Raw genomic sequence first — 14,391 nt, 5'->3', positions numbered from 1 at the left:
GTGGATAACTTTCGGCGGCGAGGAACCCGGGGCGGGCCGTGTCAGCGGCCCGGGTGATGATCGTCCCATGGGAGTCACCGATGAGCAGGAGCAGCGCAACCGCAGGCTGACCGCCTGGCAGCAGTCGGGAAGGGTGCTGGCCCGGATGTCCGCGGACCACCCGCTGGCCGGGCGGCTGGCCTCACTGGCCGCCGACGCCGGCTCGGTCCACGACCCGGGCGCATGGACGGACGTGTACGGCGACGGGGTGGTCGCCGAGGTCGAGCGGCGCACGGCGGACCTGCTGGGCATGGAGGCCGCGGCGTTCTTCCCCACGGGGACGATGGCCCAGCAGGTCGCGCTGCGGTGCTGGGCAGGGCGCACGGGTGATCCGGTCGTGGCCCTGCATCCGCTCTCCCACCCGGAGGTGCATGAGCGCGGCGCACTCACCTCGGTGAGCGGACTGCGCACCGTGCATCCGACGACCGCACCCCGGCAGGTCACGGCGGACGAGATCCGTGACTTCCCCGAGCCGTTCGGCACGCTGATGCTGGAGCTGCCGCTGCGGGACGCCGGATTCGTCCTGCCCTCCTGGGAGGAGCTGGAGGCCGTCGTGGCCGCCGCCCGGGCGCGGGACGCGGTGGTGCATCTGGACGGGGCGCGCCTCTGGGAGTGCGCCTCGCACTTCGGGCGCGGTCTGCCGGAGATCGCGGCGCTCGCCGACAGTGTGTACGTGTCGTTCTACAAGTCCCTGGACGGTCTGTCCGGAGCGGTGCTCGCCGGCCCGGACACACTGATCGAGGAGGCGAGGACCTGGCGCCACCGCTACGGCGGTCAGGTCTTCCAGCAGTACCCGGCAGCTCTCTCCGCACTGCTGGGCCTGGAACGGGAGCTGCCGAGGCTGCCGTCGTACGTCGCGCACGCGAAGGTGGTCGCCGGTGCCCTGACGGAGGGCCTCGCCGCATCGGCGGTTCCGTGGTTCAGGGTGCACCCTGAACCACCGCACACGCACCAGTTCCAGGTCTGGCTGCCCTACGCCTCGCAGGTGCTGGACGAGGCGTCGGTGCTCCAGGCCGAGGAGACGGGTGTGACGCTCTTCCGCCGCTGGTCCCCGGCCCCGGCGGGTCCGCCCGGACTCTCGTACACCGAGGTCACGGTGGCGTCGGCGGGGCTGGAGTGGACGGCCGACGACGTACGGACAGCGGTGGCCGGGTTCGTCAGGCGTCTCCCGGAGCAGGCGGCGCCTCAGGAGTAGGGCGGGCGGTGGGCGGCGGCCCAGTCACGGATGCGCCGGCGGATGGTGCGCAGAACCTCCTGGTCGTGCGAGCCGGGCAACGGGGGCGGCACCTCGCCGTGCTGATCGGCGCGCAGGCTGTCGAGCATGTACTGCTGAACGATGTCCATGCCTCCAGCCTCGCCCCGGCCCGGCAGGTCCGCCCGTGGATTGACGGCCGTCGTCAAGTGACATCGGATCCCGCCCCCGCGCCCGGCACCATGGAGGGGTGAGCGTGCACATCGACATCGCGGGCCTGCCCCCCGAGCGCATAGTTTTCGAGACCTCCCCCCTCGCCGAGCTGGGGCTCGCCCTGCACGCGCTCTCCGAGCCCGGGCACCACCCCGGCCTGCACGGCTGGGCGACCGCGACCTCCGCGGCCCTGGAGCCGGACCTCGCGGACCGGTTGCACGAGGCGGAGTTCCTGTGGCGCAACATCTTCTCCGACGTCTTCATGCCGTTCGCCGGAGTCCGCGGCGGGGACGGCAGGACCGGATCGACCCTCGCCGAGGATCTGGACATCCTGGACCGGCTCGACGACGAACGGTTCGTGTCGGCCGCCCTGGAGTTCAGCTGCACGAGCTTGTACGGAACCGGGGGCCCCTCCCCGCTCGGTGACAGCGCGATGCGCACCCGTGCGCTCGACATGGCGTCGGCCAGAGGCCCGAAGCAGCTGGCCTTCACCCGGCAGCTGCTGGCCGACCCCGGCTCCGTACGCGGCTGGGTGCGACGCCTCTTCGAGGACTGCGACCACGCGTTCTTCGCCGACACCTGGCAGCGGGCCCAGGTGCAGCTGGCCGCCGACGCCCGGCACAAGACCGAGGTGCTCCGGCGCAAGGGCCTCGGCGCTGCCCTGGGCGCGGTCTCCGCGGCCCTGTCCCTGGAAGAGGAAACGGACAGGATCGTCGTCGACAAGCTGACCACCGGGCGGACCGAGGCCAGGGGGGCGGCCGCGGGCACCGGTCTCACCCTCATCCCGACCAGCTTCGGCTGGCCGCACCTGACGGTGCTGCACGCCCCCGGCTGGCGTCCCGTGATCCACTACCCGGTGCACCGCCCCGAGCTGCCCTCCCCCGCCTCCGTCGAGCTGCTCCAGCTCCGGATGGGGGCACTGGCCCACCCCATGCGCATGCGGATGTGCCGCAACCTGGCCCGCTCCCCGTACACCACGGGCGAACTCGCCGACTCGCACGGCATCACGCCGCCGGAGGTCTCCCGCCACCTGGCCCTGCTCAAGAAGGCCGGCCTGGTCACCACCCGCCGACGCGGCCGGTACGTCCTGCACTCACTGGACCTGACGGTCGTGGCCCGGCTGGGCAGCGACTTCCTGGAGGGCGTCCTGCGCTGAGCGGCCCACGGGTCGCTCGAAGCGAGCGTGCCTGGTACTCGTCCAGGTACGCCGGACGCGGTGCCGCCGCGGGCCGTCCGTGTCCGGCAGGAGGCCGATCCCCGCCGGACGGCCCGTCGGTCCGTGGAGGACAGCCCGCGCCGTCAGCCCCCCTGGCCACCGGCCCTGACCAGCCCCGTCTCGTACGCGAGGACGACCACCTGGACGCGGTCGCGCAGGCCCAGTTTGGTCAGGATGCGTCCCACATGGGTCTTCACGGTCGCCTCGGACAGCACCAGCCGGCCGGCGATCTCGCCGTTCGACAGGCCCTGGGCGACCAGGAGCATCACCTCGCGTTCCCGCTCGGTCAGCTTCTCGACCCGCTTGTGCTGCGGCTCCTTCCTGCCGCTCGGCAGCATCGGGGAGAACCGGTCGAGCAGCCTGCGGGTCGTGGACGGCGCCACGACGGCGTCGCCGCTGTGCACCGAGCGGATGGCGGAGAGCAGTTCGCCCGGCGGTACGTCCTTGAGCATGAACCCGCTCGCGCCGGCCTTCAGGCCGGAGAACGCGTACTCGTCCAGGTCGAACGTGGTCAGGATCAGCACCTTGGGCGGATCGGTCTGTGCGCAGATGCGCCGGGTCGCCTCGACGCCGTCGAGCCGTGGCATGCGTACGTCCATCAGCACCACGTCGACGGCCGTGGCCCTCAGTACCTCGATCGCCTCGGCCCCGTCGCCGGCCTCCGCGACGACCTCCATGTCCGGCTGGGCGGCGAGCACCATCCGGAAGCCGGTGCGCAGCAGCACCTGGTCGTCGACGAGCATCACTCGGATCGCCATGCGGTGGTGTCCTGTTCCTGTCGTCACTGGTTGGCCGGCTTGAGCGGGAGCAGGGCGCTGATCCGGAATCCGCCGCCCTGGCGCGGGCCCGCGTCGAGCGTGCCGCCGACCATGCCGACCCGCTCGCGCATACCGATCATTCCCTGTCCCGCGCCGTCGGCCCCACCGTCCGCGTAGAGCTCGTGCGGGGCTCCGCGGCCGTCGTCCTCGACCAGCAGGCCCAGGCCGTCGTCGAAGTAGACCAGCCGCACGCTCGCCCCGGCATCCGGGCCACCGTGCTTGCGGGTGTTGGTGAGGGCTTCCTGGACGATGCGGTACGCGGTCAGCTCGACCCCGCTCGGCAGCGGGCGCGGGGTGCCCTCGATCTTGAAGTCCACCGCGAGGCCGGTCTCCCTGACCTTGCCGACGAGTTCCTCGATCTGCCCGACATCGGGCTGGGGGACGTACTCCCCGCTCTCCTGCGCATCGCCGGTCCTGAGCACTCCGAGCAGCCGCCGCATCTCGGCCAGCGCCTGGCGGCCCGTGCCGGAGATCGTCTCCAGCGCCTGCTTGGCCTGCCCGGGGGACGAGTCCATGACATACGCGGCGCCGTCGGCCTGCACCACCATCACCGAGACGTTGTGCGCGACGACGTCGTGCAGTTCGCGGGCGATTCGGGCCCGTTCGGCGGCCACGGCGACCTTCGACTGCGCCTCGCGCTCCCGTTCCAGCCGGGCGGCCCGCTCCTCCAGCTGGCTGAAGTAGGCCCGCCGGGTGCGTATCGAGTCACCGAGCACCCAGGCCAGGACGAAGGGCACGGTCATGATGACGACGTAACCGGCCGTCTGCGCCCAGCCGCCCACCGGGGCGTCGTCGGGCCAGCGCAGCCGCGAGAGCCCCGCGGCGGTCAGGCTGCACCCGAGGGCGAGCCGGGAAGCCCAGCGCTCCCCCACCGTGGCCACGGTGTACGTGATCACCAGCAGGGCGAAGTCCGCCGCACCGGGCCGCACACCGAACAGCAGCTGGGCGATCCCCATCAGGATCGCGAGCAGCAGCATCCTCTCCGGAGCACGACGGCGCAGCGCGACGACGACGGACAGACCCACGGCGATCGGCACCGCGGCCACGCGCTCCCGGCCGCCACCGACCTGGTCGGCCACGATGGACACGCCGGAGACCCCGAGGAGGAGGACAGCCCAGAGGATGTCGACGCCCGTCGGGTGTCTGCGGATGAAATCGTAGAAGCGCTGCACGTTACCCAGCGTAGGGACAGCTGATCGGTGCCCGGGTCAGCCGAAGGGCCGATCCGGGTCCTGGGACCGTACTCCCCAAGGTGGAGACTTGCCTACGTGACGTATGACTGGTGCCGCTGGCGGGAAGCCGCCGAGACCGCTTTGTACGGGGAAGACGGGTTCTACCGGCGCCCGGAGGGCCCCGCGGGCCATTTCCGCACCTCGGTGCACGCCTCCCCGCTGTTCGCCACCGCCGTCGCCCGGCTGCTGGCCGGCACGGCACGGGAGCTGGGGACCGACTCGGTCGCCCTGGTCGACGTGGGAGCGGGCCGCGGCGAGCTGTCGGCCGGGGTGCTGGCGGCCCTGCGGGACGGGACCCTGGCCCCGGGGCTCACCGTACGGGCGTACGCCGTGGAGCTCGCCCCGCGCCCACCCGGTCTTGACCCGGCCGTCGAATGGTGCGCCGAACCCCCGCGGGGTGTGCGGGGGCTGCTGTTCGCCAACGAATGGCTGGACAACGTCCCGACGGACGTCGCCGAGGCCGACGCGGACGGGGTGCCCCGCTACGTCCTCGTGCGGAGGGCGGACGGCACCGAGCGGCTCGGTGATCCGGTGACCGGGGCGGACGCCGGTTGGCTGAGCCGTTGGTGGCCGCTGTCCCGGCCCGGCGACCGCGCGGAGATCGGCCGGCCCCGCGACGAGGCCTGGGCGCTGGCCGTCTCCTCGCTGGCCGGCGGCACCGCGGTGGCGGTGGATTACGCGCATGTACGGGCGTCGAGGCCGCCGTTCGGGACGCTGACCGGGTTCCGGGACGGCCGCGAGGTACCGCCGGTGCCCGACGGGAGCTGCGACCTCACCTCCCACGTGGCGCTGGACTCCTGCGCGGCGGCGGCAGGGGGAGCGGCCGAGCTCCTGGATCAGCGGACGGCGCTGCGGGAGCTGGGCGTCGGCGGCGAACGCCCCCCGCTGGCACGGGCGTCGGCCGACCCCGTCGGCTACGTGCGGGCGCTCGCCTCGGCCGGAGAGGCGGCGGAGCTGACGGCGCGGGGCGGGCTCGGCGACTTCGGCTGGCTGCGGCACCGGGTCCCGGATCGCGAGGAGGGATACTGTCCCGCATGACGGAGACGACCATCGGCATCGGCGGCGCGGCGGAGAGCACCGACATGGTGCTGAACATCGGTCCGCAGCATCCCTCCACCCACGGGGTGCTCCGGCTGCGGCTCGTTCTGGACGGCGAGCGGATCCAGCAGGCGGAACCCGTCGTCGGCTACATGCACCGAGGCGCCGAGAAGCTGTTCGAAGCCAGGGACTACCGGCAGATCATCATGCTCGCCAACCGCCACGACTGGCTGTCGGCGTTCTCCAACGAGCTCGGGGTCGTCATGGCCGTCGAGCGGATGCTCGGCATGGAGGTCCCTGAGCGCGCCGTCTGGACGAGGACACTGCTCGCCGAGCTCAACCGGGTCCTCAACCATCTGATGTTCCTCGGCTCCTACCCCCTGGAACTCGGCGGGATCACCCCGATGTTCCACGCGTTCCGGGAGCGTGAGGAGCTTCAGGCCGCGATGGAGGAGATCTCCGGCGGCCGGATGCACTACATGTTCAACCGGGTCGGCGGCCTCAAGGAGGACCTGCCCGCGGGCTGGCTCGGCCGGGCCAGGGACGCGGTGGCGTCCGTGCGCTCACGGATGGACGTGTACGACCGGCTGGTGCTCGGCAACGAGATCTTCCGGGGCCGTACCCGCGGCGTGGGCGTGCTGTCCGCCGAGGCCGTGCACGCCTACGGGGTGTCCGGGCCGATCGCCCGCGCATCCGGGGTCGACTTCGACCTGCGGCGCGACGAGCCGTACCTGGCGTACGGGGAGCTGCGGGACACGCTGAAGGTCGTCACCCGGACCGAGGGCGACTGCCTGGCCCGCTTCGAGTGCCTGCTGGAGCAGACCCACAACGCGCTGGACCTCGCCGACGCCTGCCTGGGACGGATCGCCGACCTGCCGCCCGGGCCCATCAACCAGCGGCTGCCCAAGGTGCTGAAGGCCCCGGAGGGCCACACCTACGCGTGGACGGAGAATCCGCTGGGCATCAACGGCTACTACCTGGTGTCGACCGGTGAGAAGACCCCGTACCGGCTGAAGCTGCGCTCCGCCTCGTTCAACAACATCCAGGCGCTCACCGAACTGCTGCCGGGCACGCTCGTCGCCGACATGGTGGCGATCCTGGGCTCACTCTTCTTCGTCGTCGGGGACATCGACAAGTAAGGACCCCCACGGCTGGGACAGCCTTCAGGAGGAGATGGCGCTGCGCAGCTCCACGATCTCCAGCTGCTCGGTGTCGTCGTGCGCCGTCAGGTCGATGACCTTGCCGACGGCACGGTTCCCGGCCGCGGTCGTACGGTGCGCCGCGAGTGCCTCCTCGCCCACCACGTCCGCGAGGTCCTCGTTCTGCACGGCCTCGATCTCGGCGTTCGCCTTCTGCGTGCCGAAGAAGTCGAAGGTGCCCTGCGGGACGAGATGACGGCGCGCCGCGGCGTACGGGACGACGGCGGATGCCGCGGGCACGGCGCGGGGCGGGCGCACGGGGGCGGGCGACAACTGCGGCGCGGGGAGGGTTGCCTCGGGACGGCGGTGCTGGAGGTCACCCGCTCCGACGACCGCCGCGTGCTTCCCCTTGGGGCCGTCGCCCTCCGTGTCCCTGTCCGCCGACCGCTCGGCGAGGTCGCGCCGCCGGGCCGACTCGGCCGTGCGGCGCGCCTCCTGGAGTGCGGCGTTGCGCGTCAGGTCCCGCAGGGCCTGGGCGGCACGCAGATAGGAGCCCGGCGTCGGCGTGGACCGCGCTGGCAGCAGCTCACGTGGTGAGGACGCCTCGATGGCGAGCTGCCTGCGGCCCTCCAGGGCGCTGGCCCGCTCCGTCTCGGCATTGGCGTACCGGCGCAGCAGCGCGGCGTGCTCGCCCCGCAGTGCGGCGAGTTCCACGCGCTTGCGGCGCAGCTTGGTCTCCAGCCGGGTGCGCAGTTCCCGTGATTCCTCGAGGTCCGCCTCGATCTCGGCTATGCGCTCCTCGGCCTTCCACTCCTCGCTCGCCCGGGCGCGGGTCAGCTCCGCGACACGCAACCCGGCGGCCCGGTCCCAGCCACGCATCAGCCAGGCACCGGTGACGGCGGCGGCCGCCGTCACCGCCACCAGAGCGCGCAGCGGCAGGGGGTCCGCGAGGAACCAGGCGCCGGCGGCACAGAGGACCGGCACTCCGGCCACCACGACGGGAGGCAGGATTCTGTGAAGGGGCGGCGAATGGCGGTGGCGTCCTCGTGGCATGGCTCGAAATTTACCGTGCGTACGAGTCACTTGGGAGTCCGCCCGCCAATCTGTTCCCCGCCGGTTACCTAAGTAGCCTTCCCGTACGCCTTTTTACTTCTTGATCAGCCCCTTCGACCGGAGATAGTCCGCAGCCGCATCGGCGGGCTTGGCGCGCTCCGCGTCGACCTTGCGGTTCAGTTCTGCCAGATCCTCCGTGGTGAGTACGCCGGTGAGCTTCCCGAGCGCCTCGGCGATCTCGGGAGCGCCCGCATCCTCGGCATTGACGACGGGAAGGACGTTGTCCGCGTTCTGCAGCTTCTTGTCGTCCTCCAGGAACACCAGGCCGTAGGAGTCCAGCACCGCGTCCGTGGTGGTCGTGAGGACCAGTTGGTCCTTGCCGTCCTTGACCGCCTGCTTGGACTGCGGCGTGCCGACCCCCTTGGGGTCGATCCCGGTGACATCGATGCCGTACGTCTTCTTCAGCCCCGGGGCGCAGAACGGGCGCACCTCGCACTCGTCACCGGCAGCGATCTTCACCTTGATCTTGGAACTGCCGAGATCCGAAAGTGTCTTGAGGTTGTTCTTGTCGGCGAATTCCCTGGACACCGCGAAGGCGTTCTGGTCGACCGCCTTGCCCGCCGGGAGGACCTTCAGTCCGAGCGGGGTCGCGAGCTTCTCCAGCGCGGCGACGGTGGCCGCCACGTCACCCGAGGCGACCGGCTTCGACTCGGCCTCCTTCGCTCCGTTGACCTTGGCGTTGAGGAATTCCGCCAGGGTCGCGGCGTATTCCGGGACGACGTCGATCTCGCCCTTCTCCAAGGACGGTTCGTACAGTTCACGGTTCTTCACCGTCGTGACCGAGGCGTCGTATCCGGCGCCGCCCAGGACCTGGGCGTACAGCTCGGCAAGCACCTTGGACTCGGTGAAGCCTGCGGCACCGACGACGAGCGAGCCCTTCGCGGAGTCCGCGCCGGCGCCCGTGCCGGAACCGCTCTTCTCCTTCTCCAGGCTGTCGCCGCCACAGGCGGCGAGCGACCCTGCCAGCGCGACCGTTGCGACGACCGCACCCGCTATGCGCGAGGTCCTGCTCATGCTGTTCTCCGTCCGCGAAAAAATGGTGTGCACAGTCCTGGAAGTCCGCGCCCTCATACGGTCCGGCGCCGCCGCAGGGGCGACAGCAACCGGTCCAACGCCACGAGAACGCCCTCCACCACGAGGGCCAGGAGGGCGACCAGCACGGCGCCCGCGAAGACCTGCGCGGTGTCGTAGGTGTTGAATCCTGCGGTGATGATCCTGCCCAGGCCTCCGAGGCCGACCATCGCGGCGATCGAGGCGGTGGCGACCACCTGGACGGCGGCGGACCGGAGACCGCTCATGATCATCGGGTAGGCGAGGGGAAGTTCGACCCGTACGAAGAGCTGCGCGCCGGACATCCCCATGCCCCGCGCGGCCTCCACCACCGACCGGTCCACCTCCGTCATCCCGACGTAGGCATGGGTGAGCAACGGGGGCACGGCGAACAGCACCAGCGCGATGACCGTCGGCAGATAGCCGGAGTTGCGCAGGGGCGTCATCATGAAGAGGGCCAGCACCGCGAACACCGGGACCGCCCTCCCCACGTTGGAGAGGTTGATCGCGAGGGCGCCCCCCTTGCCCACGTGCCCCAGGTACAGCGCGACCGGCAGGGCGATGACACAGGCCGCCGCGAGGGCGATCCCGCTGACGTACAGGTGCTCGGTCAGCCGGTGTGCCGCCCCGCCGTCCCCGGACCAGTTGGCGCCGGTGGTGAGCCAGGTCCACGCCTCCCCGATGACTCCCATGGATCAGACCGCCTCCGCCTTCGCGATGCCCGCCCCGGCGGGCGTCCGTATCCGGGTCCAGGGCGTGAGCAGTCGCTGCACGCCGAGCAGCAGCAGATCCGCGGCCACCGCGAGCAGCACGCAGAGCACCGAGGCGGTGAGCACCTGGGCTTTGAAGAAGCTGGGCAGCGCGTCCTCGATGAGATTGCCGAGGCCTCCCTTGCCGACCAGCGAGCCGACCGTGGTCAGCGCGACCGTCGACACCGTGGCGATCCGCAGCCCGGCCATCAGCGCCGGTAGTGCCAGGGGGAGTTCGACCTCCCAGAGGAGCCGGACGGGTCCGTACCCCATGCCTTTCGCGGCGTCCCTGGCCTCCTGCGGAACCGCTTCCAGGCCCGCCAGGATGTTGCGGACGAGGATGGTCAGCGAGTAGAGCACCAGCCCGGTGACCACGAGTGCCGCGGACAGCCCGAAGAGCGGCAGCAGCAGCGAGAACATCGCGAGTGAGGGCACGGTGTAGAGCACGGTGGTGAGGCCCAGCACCGGAGCGGCGAAACGCCGTCCCCGGCGCGCGAGCAGCGCGAGCGGAAATGCGACCGCGAGCCCTATCAGTACGGAAGCCGCTGTGATCCAGATGTGCTGGACGGTCGCCTCGGCCAACTCATGGCTGCGGGAGCGTAGATACTCTCCGCAGATCCAGTCGTTCGCGACCAGGCAGTTCTGCTCGGCCATCCGCCCCACCCCCTGTTCACCGTCGCGATGCCACCCCTGATCCGGTCATGAGTGACCCTATCCTCGACCACCGACAATCGCCGAGGCTGTCGTATTCCGGCAACATGGCCTTCACAGAGCCCGCGTCACAATGGGGAACCATGATCCGTTTCGAGCACGTCACCAAGCGGTACGCGGACGGCACCACCGCCGTCGACGACCTTTCCTTCGAGGTCGCCGAGGGTGAACTGGTCACGCTCGTCGGGCCTTCCGGCTGTGGCAAGACGACCACCATGAAAATGGTGAACCGTCTGACCGAACCGACCGACGGCCGGATATTCCTCGACGGGGACGACATATCCGCCATCGACCCGGTCCGGCTCCGCCGCCGTATCGGTTATGTGATCCAGCAGGTCGGCCTCTTCCCCCACAAGACGGTCCTGGAGAACACGGCGACCGTTCCCCATCTCCTCGGCTGGGGACGGGAAAAGGGCAGGAAGCGCGCAGCCGAACTACTCGATCTCGTCGGACTGGATCCCTCCGTTTATGGCGGTCGCTATCCCGAGCAGCTTTCCGGTGGTCAGCGTCAACGGGTGGGCGTGGCAAGGGCCCTGGCCGCCGACCCGCCGGTACTCCTGATGGACGAGCCTTTCGGCGCCGTCGATCCGGTCGTACGGGAAAGGCTGCAGAACGAGTTCCTGAAACTGCAGGCACAGGTCCGTAAGACCGTGCTGTTCGTCACCCATGACATCGAGGAAGCCGTCCGGCTCGGCGATCGGATCGCCGTGTACGGGCAGGGCCGCATCGAGCAGTTCGACACCCCTGCCACCGTGCTCGGGGCCCCGGCCACGCCGTACGTCGCCGACTTCGTGGGGGCGGACCGGGGCCTGAAGCGGCTCTCGGTCACCCCCATCGAGGAGAGCGACCTGGAACAGCCGCCGGTCGTCCATCTCGACGATCCGCTGGCGAAGGCCACCGAGCGGCTGCGGGCCGGCGGCGCGCGCTGGGCGGTCGTCCTCGACAGCCAGGACAAGCTGCACGGCTGGGTCCCGGCGGGTGGCGGGGCGGCGACGGCCGAAGGCACGGTCCGGGAGCACGCCCGCCGCATGGAGGCGTGGCTGCCGCTCGGTGCGCCGCTCAAGCAGGCTTTCGCCACGATGCTGCAGCACGACGCCGGCTGGATCGCCGTCATCGACCAGGAGGGCACCGGCCGCTTCCTCGGGGTCCTCACCCCTGCCCGCCTCCATGAGGCCCTGCGTCGCTCGATCGACGCGGACGCACAGGACGTGCCGCGCGCCCAGGTCGCCGTGGAGACCGTGGCGGGCGCCGGCTCCCCCTGAGCGGGGCCCGCGCCACGTCCGAAGGGTGTGCGTACCGACCGACCGCCCCCTTCGCCGACACGGCCTAGGCTGGTCGCATGAGTACGTTGCGAGGGCGGGGCACGGTCCGGGGTCTGCCGGAGTGGGACCGATGTGCGGTCATGGGAGTCGTCAATGTGACGCCCGACTCCTTTTCCGACGGTGGCCGCTGGTTCGACACCACTGCGGCGATCAAGCACGGCCTCGAACTGGTGGCCGAGGGTGCGGACCTGATCGACGTCGGAGGTGAGTCGACCCGCCCCGGCGCCAGCCGGGTGGACGAGGCCGAGGAACTGCGGCGGGTGCTCCCCGTGGTGCGGGGACTGTCCTCCGAGGGCGTCACCATCTCCGTGGACACCATGCGGGCCAGTGTCGCCGAGCAGTCCGTCGCCGCCGGTGCGGCCCTGGTCAACGACGTGAGTGGTGGCCTGGCGGACCCGGGCATGATCCCGGTCGTCGCGGACGCCGGAGTGCCTTTCGTCGTCATGCACTGGCGCGGTTTCAGCGAGTCGATGAACAGCCGCGCGGTGTACGCGGACGTCGTCGGCGAGGTCGTGGCCGAGCTGCGCGCGCGCATGGAGGCCGTGATCGACGGCGGTGTCGACCCGGAGAAGCTGGTGATCGACCCAGGGCTCGGCTTCGCCAAGGACGCCGCCCAGGACCTGGCGCTGATCGCGCACCTCGGCCGGTTGCGGGACCTGGGCAGGCCGCTGCTCGTCGCCGCCTCCCGTAAGCGTTTCCTCGGCCGTGTCCTGGCGGGCGAGGGCGCCGCCCCGCCGCCCGCCCGCGAGCGGGACGCCGCGACGGCCGCGATCTCCGCCCTCTCGGCCGACGCGGGCGCCTGGGCGGTCCGGGTGCACGCGGTACGGCCCACGGCCGACGCCGTGCGGGTCGCCCGCGCCGTCGAGGGAGCCGCGTGAGCGCCGCCCGCGACGAGCACGAGGAGGCCGCCGCCGACATCGCGGCGGTCGAGCGGGCCAACACCGCCTTCTACGAGGCGATGGAACGCGGCGATCTCGACGCGCTCTCCGGCCTGTGGCTGCCCGGGGAGGACCTCACCGTCTCCTGCGTCCACCCGGGCTGGCCGGTGCTCACCGGCCGTGGTGAGGTGTTGCGGAGCTATGCGCTGATCATGGCCAACACCGAGTACATCCAGTTCTTCCTGACCGATGTCGTGGTGTCCATGACCGGCGACACCGCGCTGGTGACCTGCACCGAGAACATCCTCAGCGGCGGCCCCGCGGAGGAGGGGGACGCACTGGGCCCACTCGTGGGACAGCTCGTCGTCGCCACCAACGTGTTCCGGCGCACACCGGAGGGCTGGAAGCTCTGGTCCCACCACGGCTCCCCCGTACTGGCCGATACCGGCGAGGAAGAGGACGAAGAGCCGACCACCTGAGCGGGCGGAGTGGTTCGCGGGGATTGCGCACCCTCATCGCGGGGTATACGCGGCTACCAACCCCCTGCCGGGCCGGTCCGCGCCCCCGCGGGCGGTCGCTGTCGGTGCTCGCGGGTAGATTCGAAAGAAGGCACTCCACCGCCCGCACGCGGCCGGGTGTCTCCAGAGACGACGAACAGCAGGAGTGATTCGCGTGGATCGTGTCGCGCTGCGCGGCCTCAAGGCCCGTGGGAACCACGGTGTCTTCCCCAAGGAACGGCAAGAGGGCCAGACCTTCATCGTGGACCTGGTGCTGGGCCTGGACACCCGCCCCGCGGCAGCCGCCGACGACCTGTCGAAGACCGTTCACTACGGCGTGGTCGCGGAAGAGGTCGTCGATGTCGTCAGGGGTGAGCCGGTCGACCTGATCGAGACCCTCGCGGAACGCATCGCGCAGCAGTGCCTCAAGCACGAAGGGGTCGAGGAGGTCGAGGTCGTCGTCCACAAGCCGGATGCCCCGATCACCGTCCCCTTCGACGACGTGACCATCACCATCATCCGGAGCCGAGCATGACTGCATTTTCCACCGAGGGGCAGAGCGACCCGACCGTACAGCCGGTCCCCGCCGCCGTGGTCGAGCAGGTCGACGCGGCAGACGTCACCCTCTCCAACCCCAAACGCGCCGTGATCTCCCTCGGCTCCAACCTCGGCAACCGGCTGGAGACGCTCCAGGGCGCGATCGACGCCCTGGAGGACACCCCCGGCCTCCGGGTCAAAGCCGTCTCCCCGGTCTACGAGACGGAGCCCTGGGGCGTCGATCCCGGCTCCCAGCCGTCGTATTTCAACGCGGTGATCGTCGTGAGGACGACCCTGCCCCCCTCGTCACTCCTGGAGCGTGGCCAGGCCATCGAGGAGGCCTTCGACCGCGTCCGCGACGAGCGCTGGGGGCCTCGCACCATCGACGTCGACATCGTCTCGTACGCCGACGTCGTCTCCGACGACCCCCTGCTGACCCTCCCGCACCCGCGCGCCCGCGAGCGCGCCTTCGTCCTCGCCCCGTGGCACGACGTGGAGCCGGAGGCCCAGCTGCCCGGCGCCGGCCCGGTGGCCGGGCTGCTGGCCGGTGTCGGCCGCGAGGGAGTGCTCCCCCGGCCCGACCTGGAACTCCGTCTGCCCGAGTAGTCGTTAGGCTCAAGGACTACCGCCTACGGGCGAACGACACG

16 protein-coding genes are annotated in these 14,391 nt (G+C 71.1%); 9 read left to right on the top strand and 7 right to left on the bottom strand.

What is annotated here, in order from left to right:
• Positions 1-67: 67 nt before the first annotated feature.
• Positions 68-1,234, top strand: a complete 1,167-nt coding sequence (locus tag ACFYSH_RS27105) for a beta-eliminating lyase-related protein (protein ID WP_359469278.1) — start codon at positions 68-70, stop codon at positions 1,232-1,234.
• On the opposite strand, the gene ACFYSH_RS27100 is transcribed toward ACFYSH_RS27105, so the two are convergent.
• Entirely contained in the window at positions 1,225-1,383 is a 159-nt protein-coding gene (locus ACFYSH_RS27100; protein WP_359469276.1) for a hypothetical protein, read from the bottom strand. The two genes, ACFYSH_RS27105 and ACFYSH_RS27100, sit on opposite strands and share 10 nt — an antisense overlap.
• A gap of 104 nt (positions 1,384-1,487) precedes the next feature.
• Between ACFYSH_RS27100 and ACFYSH_RS27095 the strand changes: the two genes are divergently transcribed.
• On the top strand, positions 1,488-2,600 hold the full coding sequence (locus ACFYSH_RS27095; RefSeq protein WP_388755985.1) for a DUF5937 family protein: 1,113 nt from the start codon (positions 1,488-1,490) through the stop codon (positions 2,598-2,600).
• A 143-nt stretch (positions 2,601-2,743) separates the two neighbouring features.
• On the opposite strand, the gene ACFYSH_RS27090 is transcribed toward ACFYSH_RS27095, so the two are convergent.
• Positions 2,744-3,418, bottom strand: a complete 675-nt coding sequence (locus ACFYSH_RS27090) for a response regulator transcription factor (RefSeq protein WP_359469274.1) — start codon at positions 3,416-3,418, stop codon at positions 2,744-2,746.
• A 23-nt stretch (positions 3,419-3,441) separates the two neighbouring features.
• Positions 3,442-4,650, bottom strand: a complete 1,209-nt coding sequence (locus ACFYSH_RS27085) for a sensor histidine kinase (protein ID WP_359469271.1) — start codon at positions 4,648-4,650, stop codon at positions 3,442-3,444.
• Positions 4,651-4,746: 96 nt separating this feature from the next.
• Between ACFYSH_RS27085 and ACFYSH_RS27080 the strand changes: the two genes are divergently transcribed.
• Together ACFYSH_RS27080 and ACFYSH_RS27075 are read left to right on the top strand one after the other, a co-directional pair.
• Entirely contained in the window at positions 4,747-5,748 is a 1,002-nt protein-coding gene (locus ACFYSH_RS27080; protein ID WP_359469268.1) for an SAM-dependent methyltransferase, read from the top strand.
• Positions 5,745-6,887, top strand: coding sequence for an NADH-quinone oxidoreductase subunit D (locus tag ACFYSH_RS27075; RefSeq protein WP_359469266.1), 1,143 nt, complete (start codon positions 5,745-5,747; stop codon positions 6,885-6,887). The genes ACFYSH_RS27080 and ACFYSH_RS27075 overlap by 4 nt, the downstream gene beginning before the upstream one ends.
• Before the next feature lie 24 nt (positions 6,888-6,911).
• Here ACFYSH_RS27075 and ACFYSH_RS27070 read toward each other — a convergent pair whose 3' ends face one another.
• From ACFYSH_RS27070 to ACFYSH_RS27055, 4 genes are all read right to left on the bottom strand, one after another.
• Complete coding sequence (locus ACFYSH_RS27070) at positions 6,912-7,940, bottom strand: hypothetical protein (protein WP_359469264.1); 1,029 nt, start codon at positions 7,938-7,940, stop codon at positions 6,912-6,914.
• 93 nt (positions 7,941-8,033) lie between these two features.
• Entirely contained in the window at positions 8,034-9,014 is a 981-nt protein-coding gene (locus ACFYSH_RS27065) for an ABC transporter substrate-binding protein (protein ID WP_359469261.1), read from the bottom strand.
• A 53-nt stretch (positions 9,015-9,067) separates the two neighbouring features.
• Positions 9,068-9,742, bottom strand: a complete 675-nt coding sequence (locus ACFYSH_RS27060; protein WP_359469258.1) for an ABC transporter permease — start codon at positions 9,740-9,742, stop codon at positions 9,068-9,070.
• Positions 9,743-9,745: 3 nt separating this feature from the next.
• The gene (locus ACFYSH_RS27055; RefSeq protein WP_359469255.1) at positions 9,746-10,453 is read right to left on the bottom strand and encodes an ABC transporter permease; all 708 of its coding nucleotides are present in this window, start codon (positions 10,451-10,453) and stop codon (positions 9,746-9,748) included.
• A gap of 140 nt (positions 10,454-10,593) precedes the next feature.
• Between ACFYSH_RS27055 and ACFYSH_RS27050 the strand changes: the two genes are divergently transcribed.
• The 5 genes from ACFYSH_RS27050 (at position 10,594) to folK (ending at position 14,350) form a co-directional block, all read left to right on the top strand.
• Positions 10,594-11,772, top strand: coding sequence for a betaine/proline/choline family ABC transporter ATP-binding protein (locus ACFYSH_RS27050; RefSeq protein ID WP_359469253.1), 1,179 nt, complete (start codon positions 10,594-10,596; stop codon positions 11,770-11,772).
• 77 nt (positions 11,773-11,849) lie between these two features.
• Positions 11,850-12,710, top strand: coding sequence for a dihydropteroate synthase (gene folP / locus ACFYSH_RS27045; RefSeq protein ID WP_359469250.1), 861 nt, complete (start codon positions 11,850-11,852; stop codon positions 12,708-12,710).
• Positions 12,707-13,189 carry a nuclear transport factor 2 family protein gene (locus ACFYSH_RS27040; RefSeq protein ID WP_359469247.1) on the top strand — a complete coding sequence of 161 codons (483 nt, stop codon included), beginning with the start codon at positions 12,707-12,709 and terminating at the stop codon, positions 13,187-13,189. Before folP ends, ACFYSH_RS27040 begins: the two co-directional genes overlap by 4 nt.
• 193 nt (positions 13,190-13,382) lie before the next feature.
• Positions 13,383-13,742, top strand: coding sequence for a dihydroneopterin aldolase (gene folB, locus ACFYSH_RS27035; protein ID WP_359469244.1), 360 nt, complete (start codon positions 13,383-13,385; stop codon positions 13,740-13,742).
• Positions 13,739-14,350, top strand: a complete 612-nt coding sequence (folK, locus tag ACFYSH_RS27030) for a 2-amino-4-hydroxy-6-hydroxymethyldihydropteridine diphosphokinase (RefSeq protein WP_359469241.1) — start codon at positions 13,739-13,741, stop codon at positions 14,348-14,350. Before folB ends, folK begins: the two co-directional genes overlap by 4 nt.
• The last annotated feature ends 41 nt before the right edge of the window (positions 14,351-14,391 follow it).

Origin of the sequence: Streptomyces sp. NPDC005791 (assembly GCF_042871485.1) — a bacterium.
Lineage (GTDB): Bacteria > Actinomycetota > Actinomycetes > Streptomycetales > Streptomycetaceae > Streptomyces.
The sequence above is the reverse complement of the archived record's forward strand: the minus strand, read 5'-3'. Positions and strand labels throughout refer to the sequence as shown.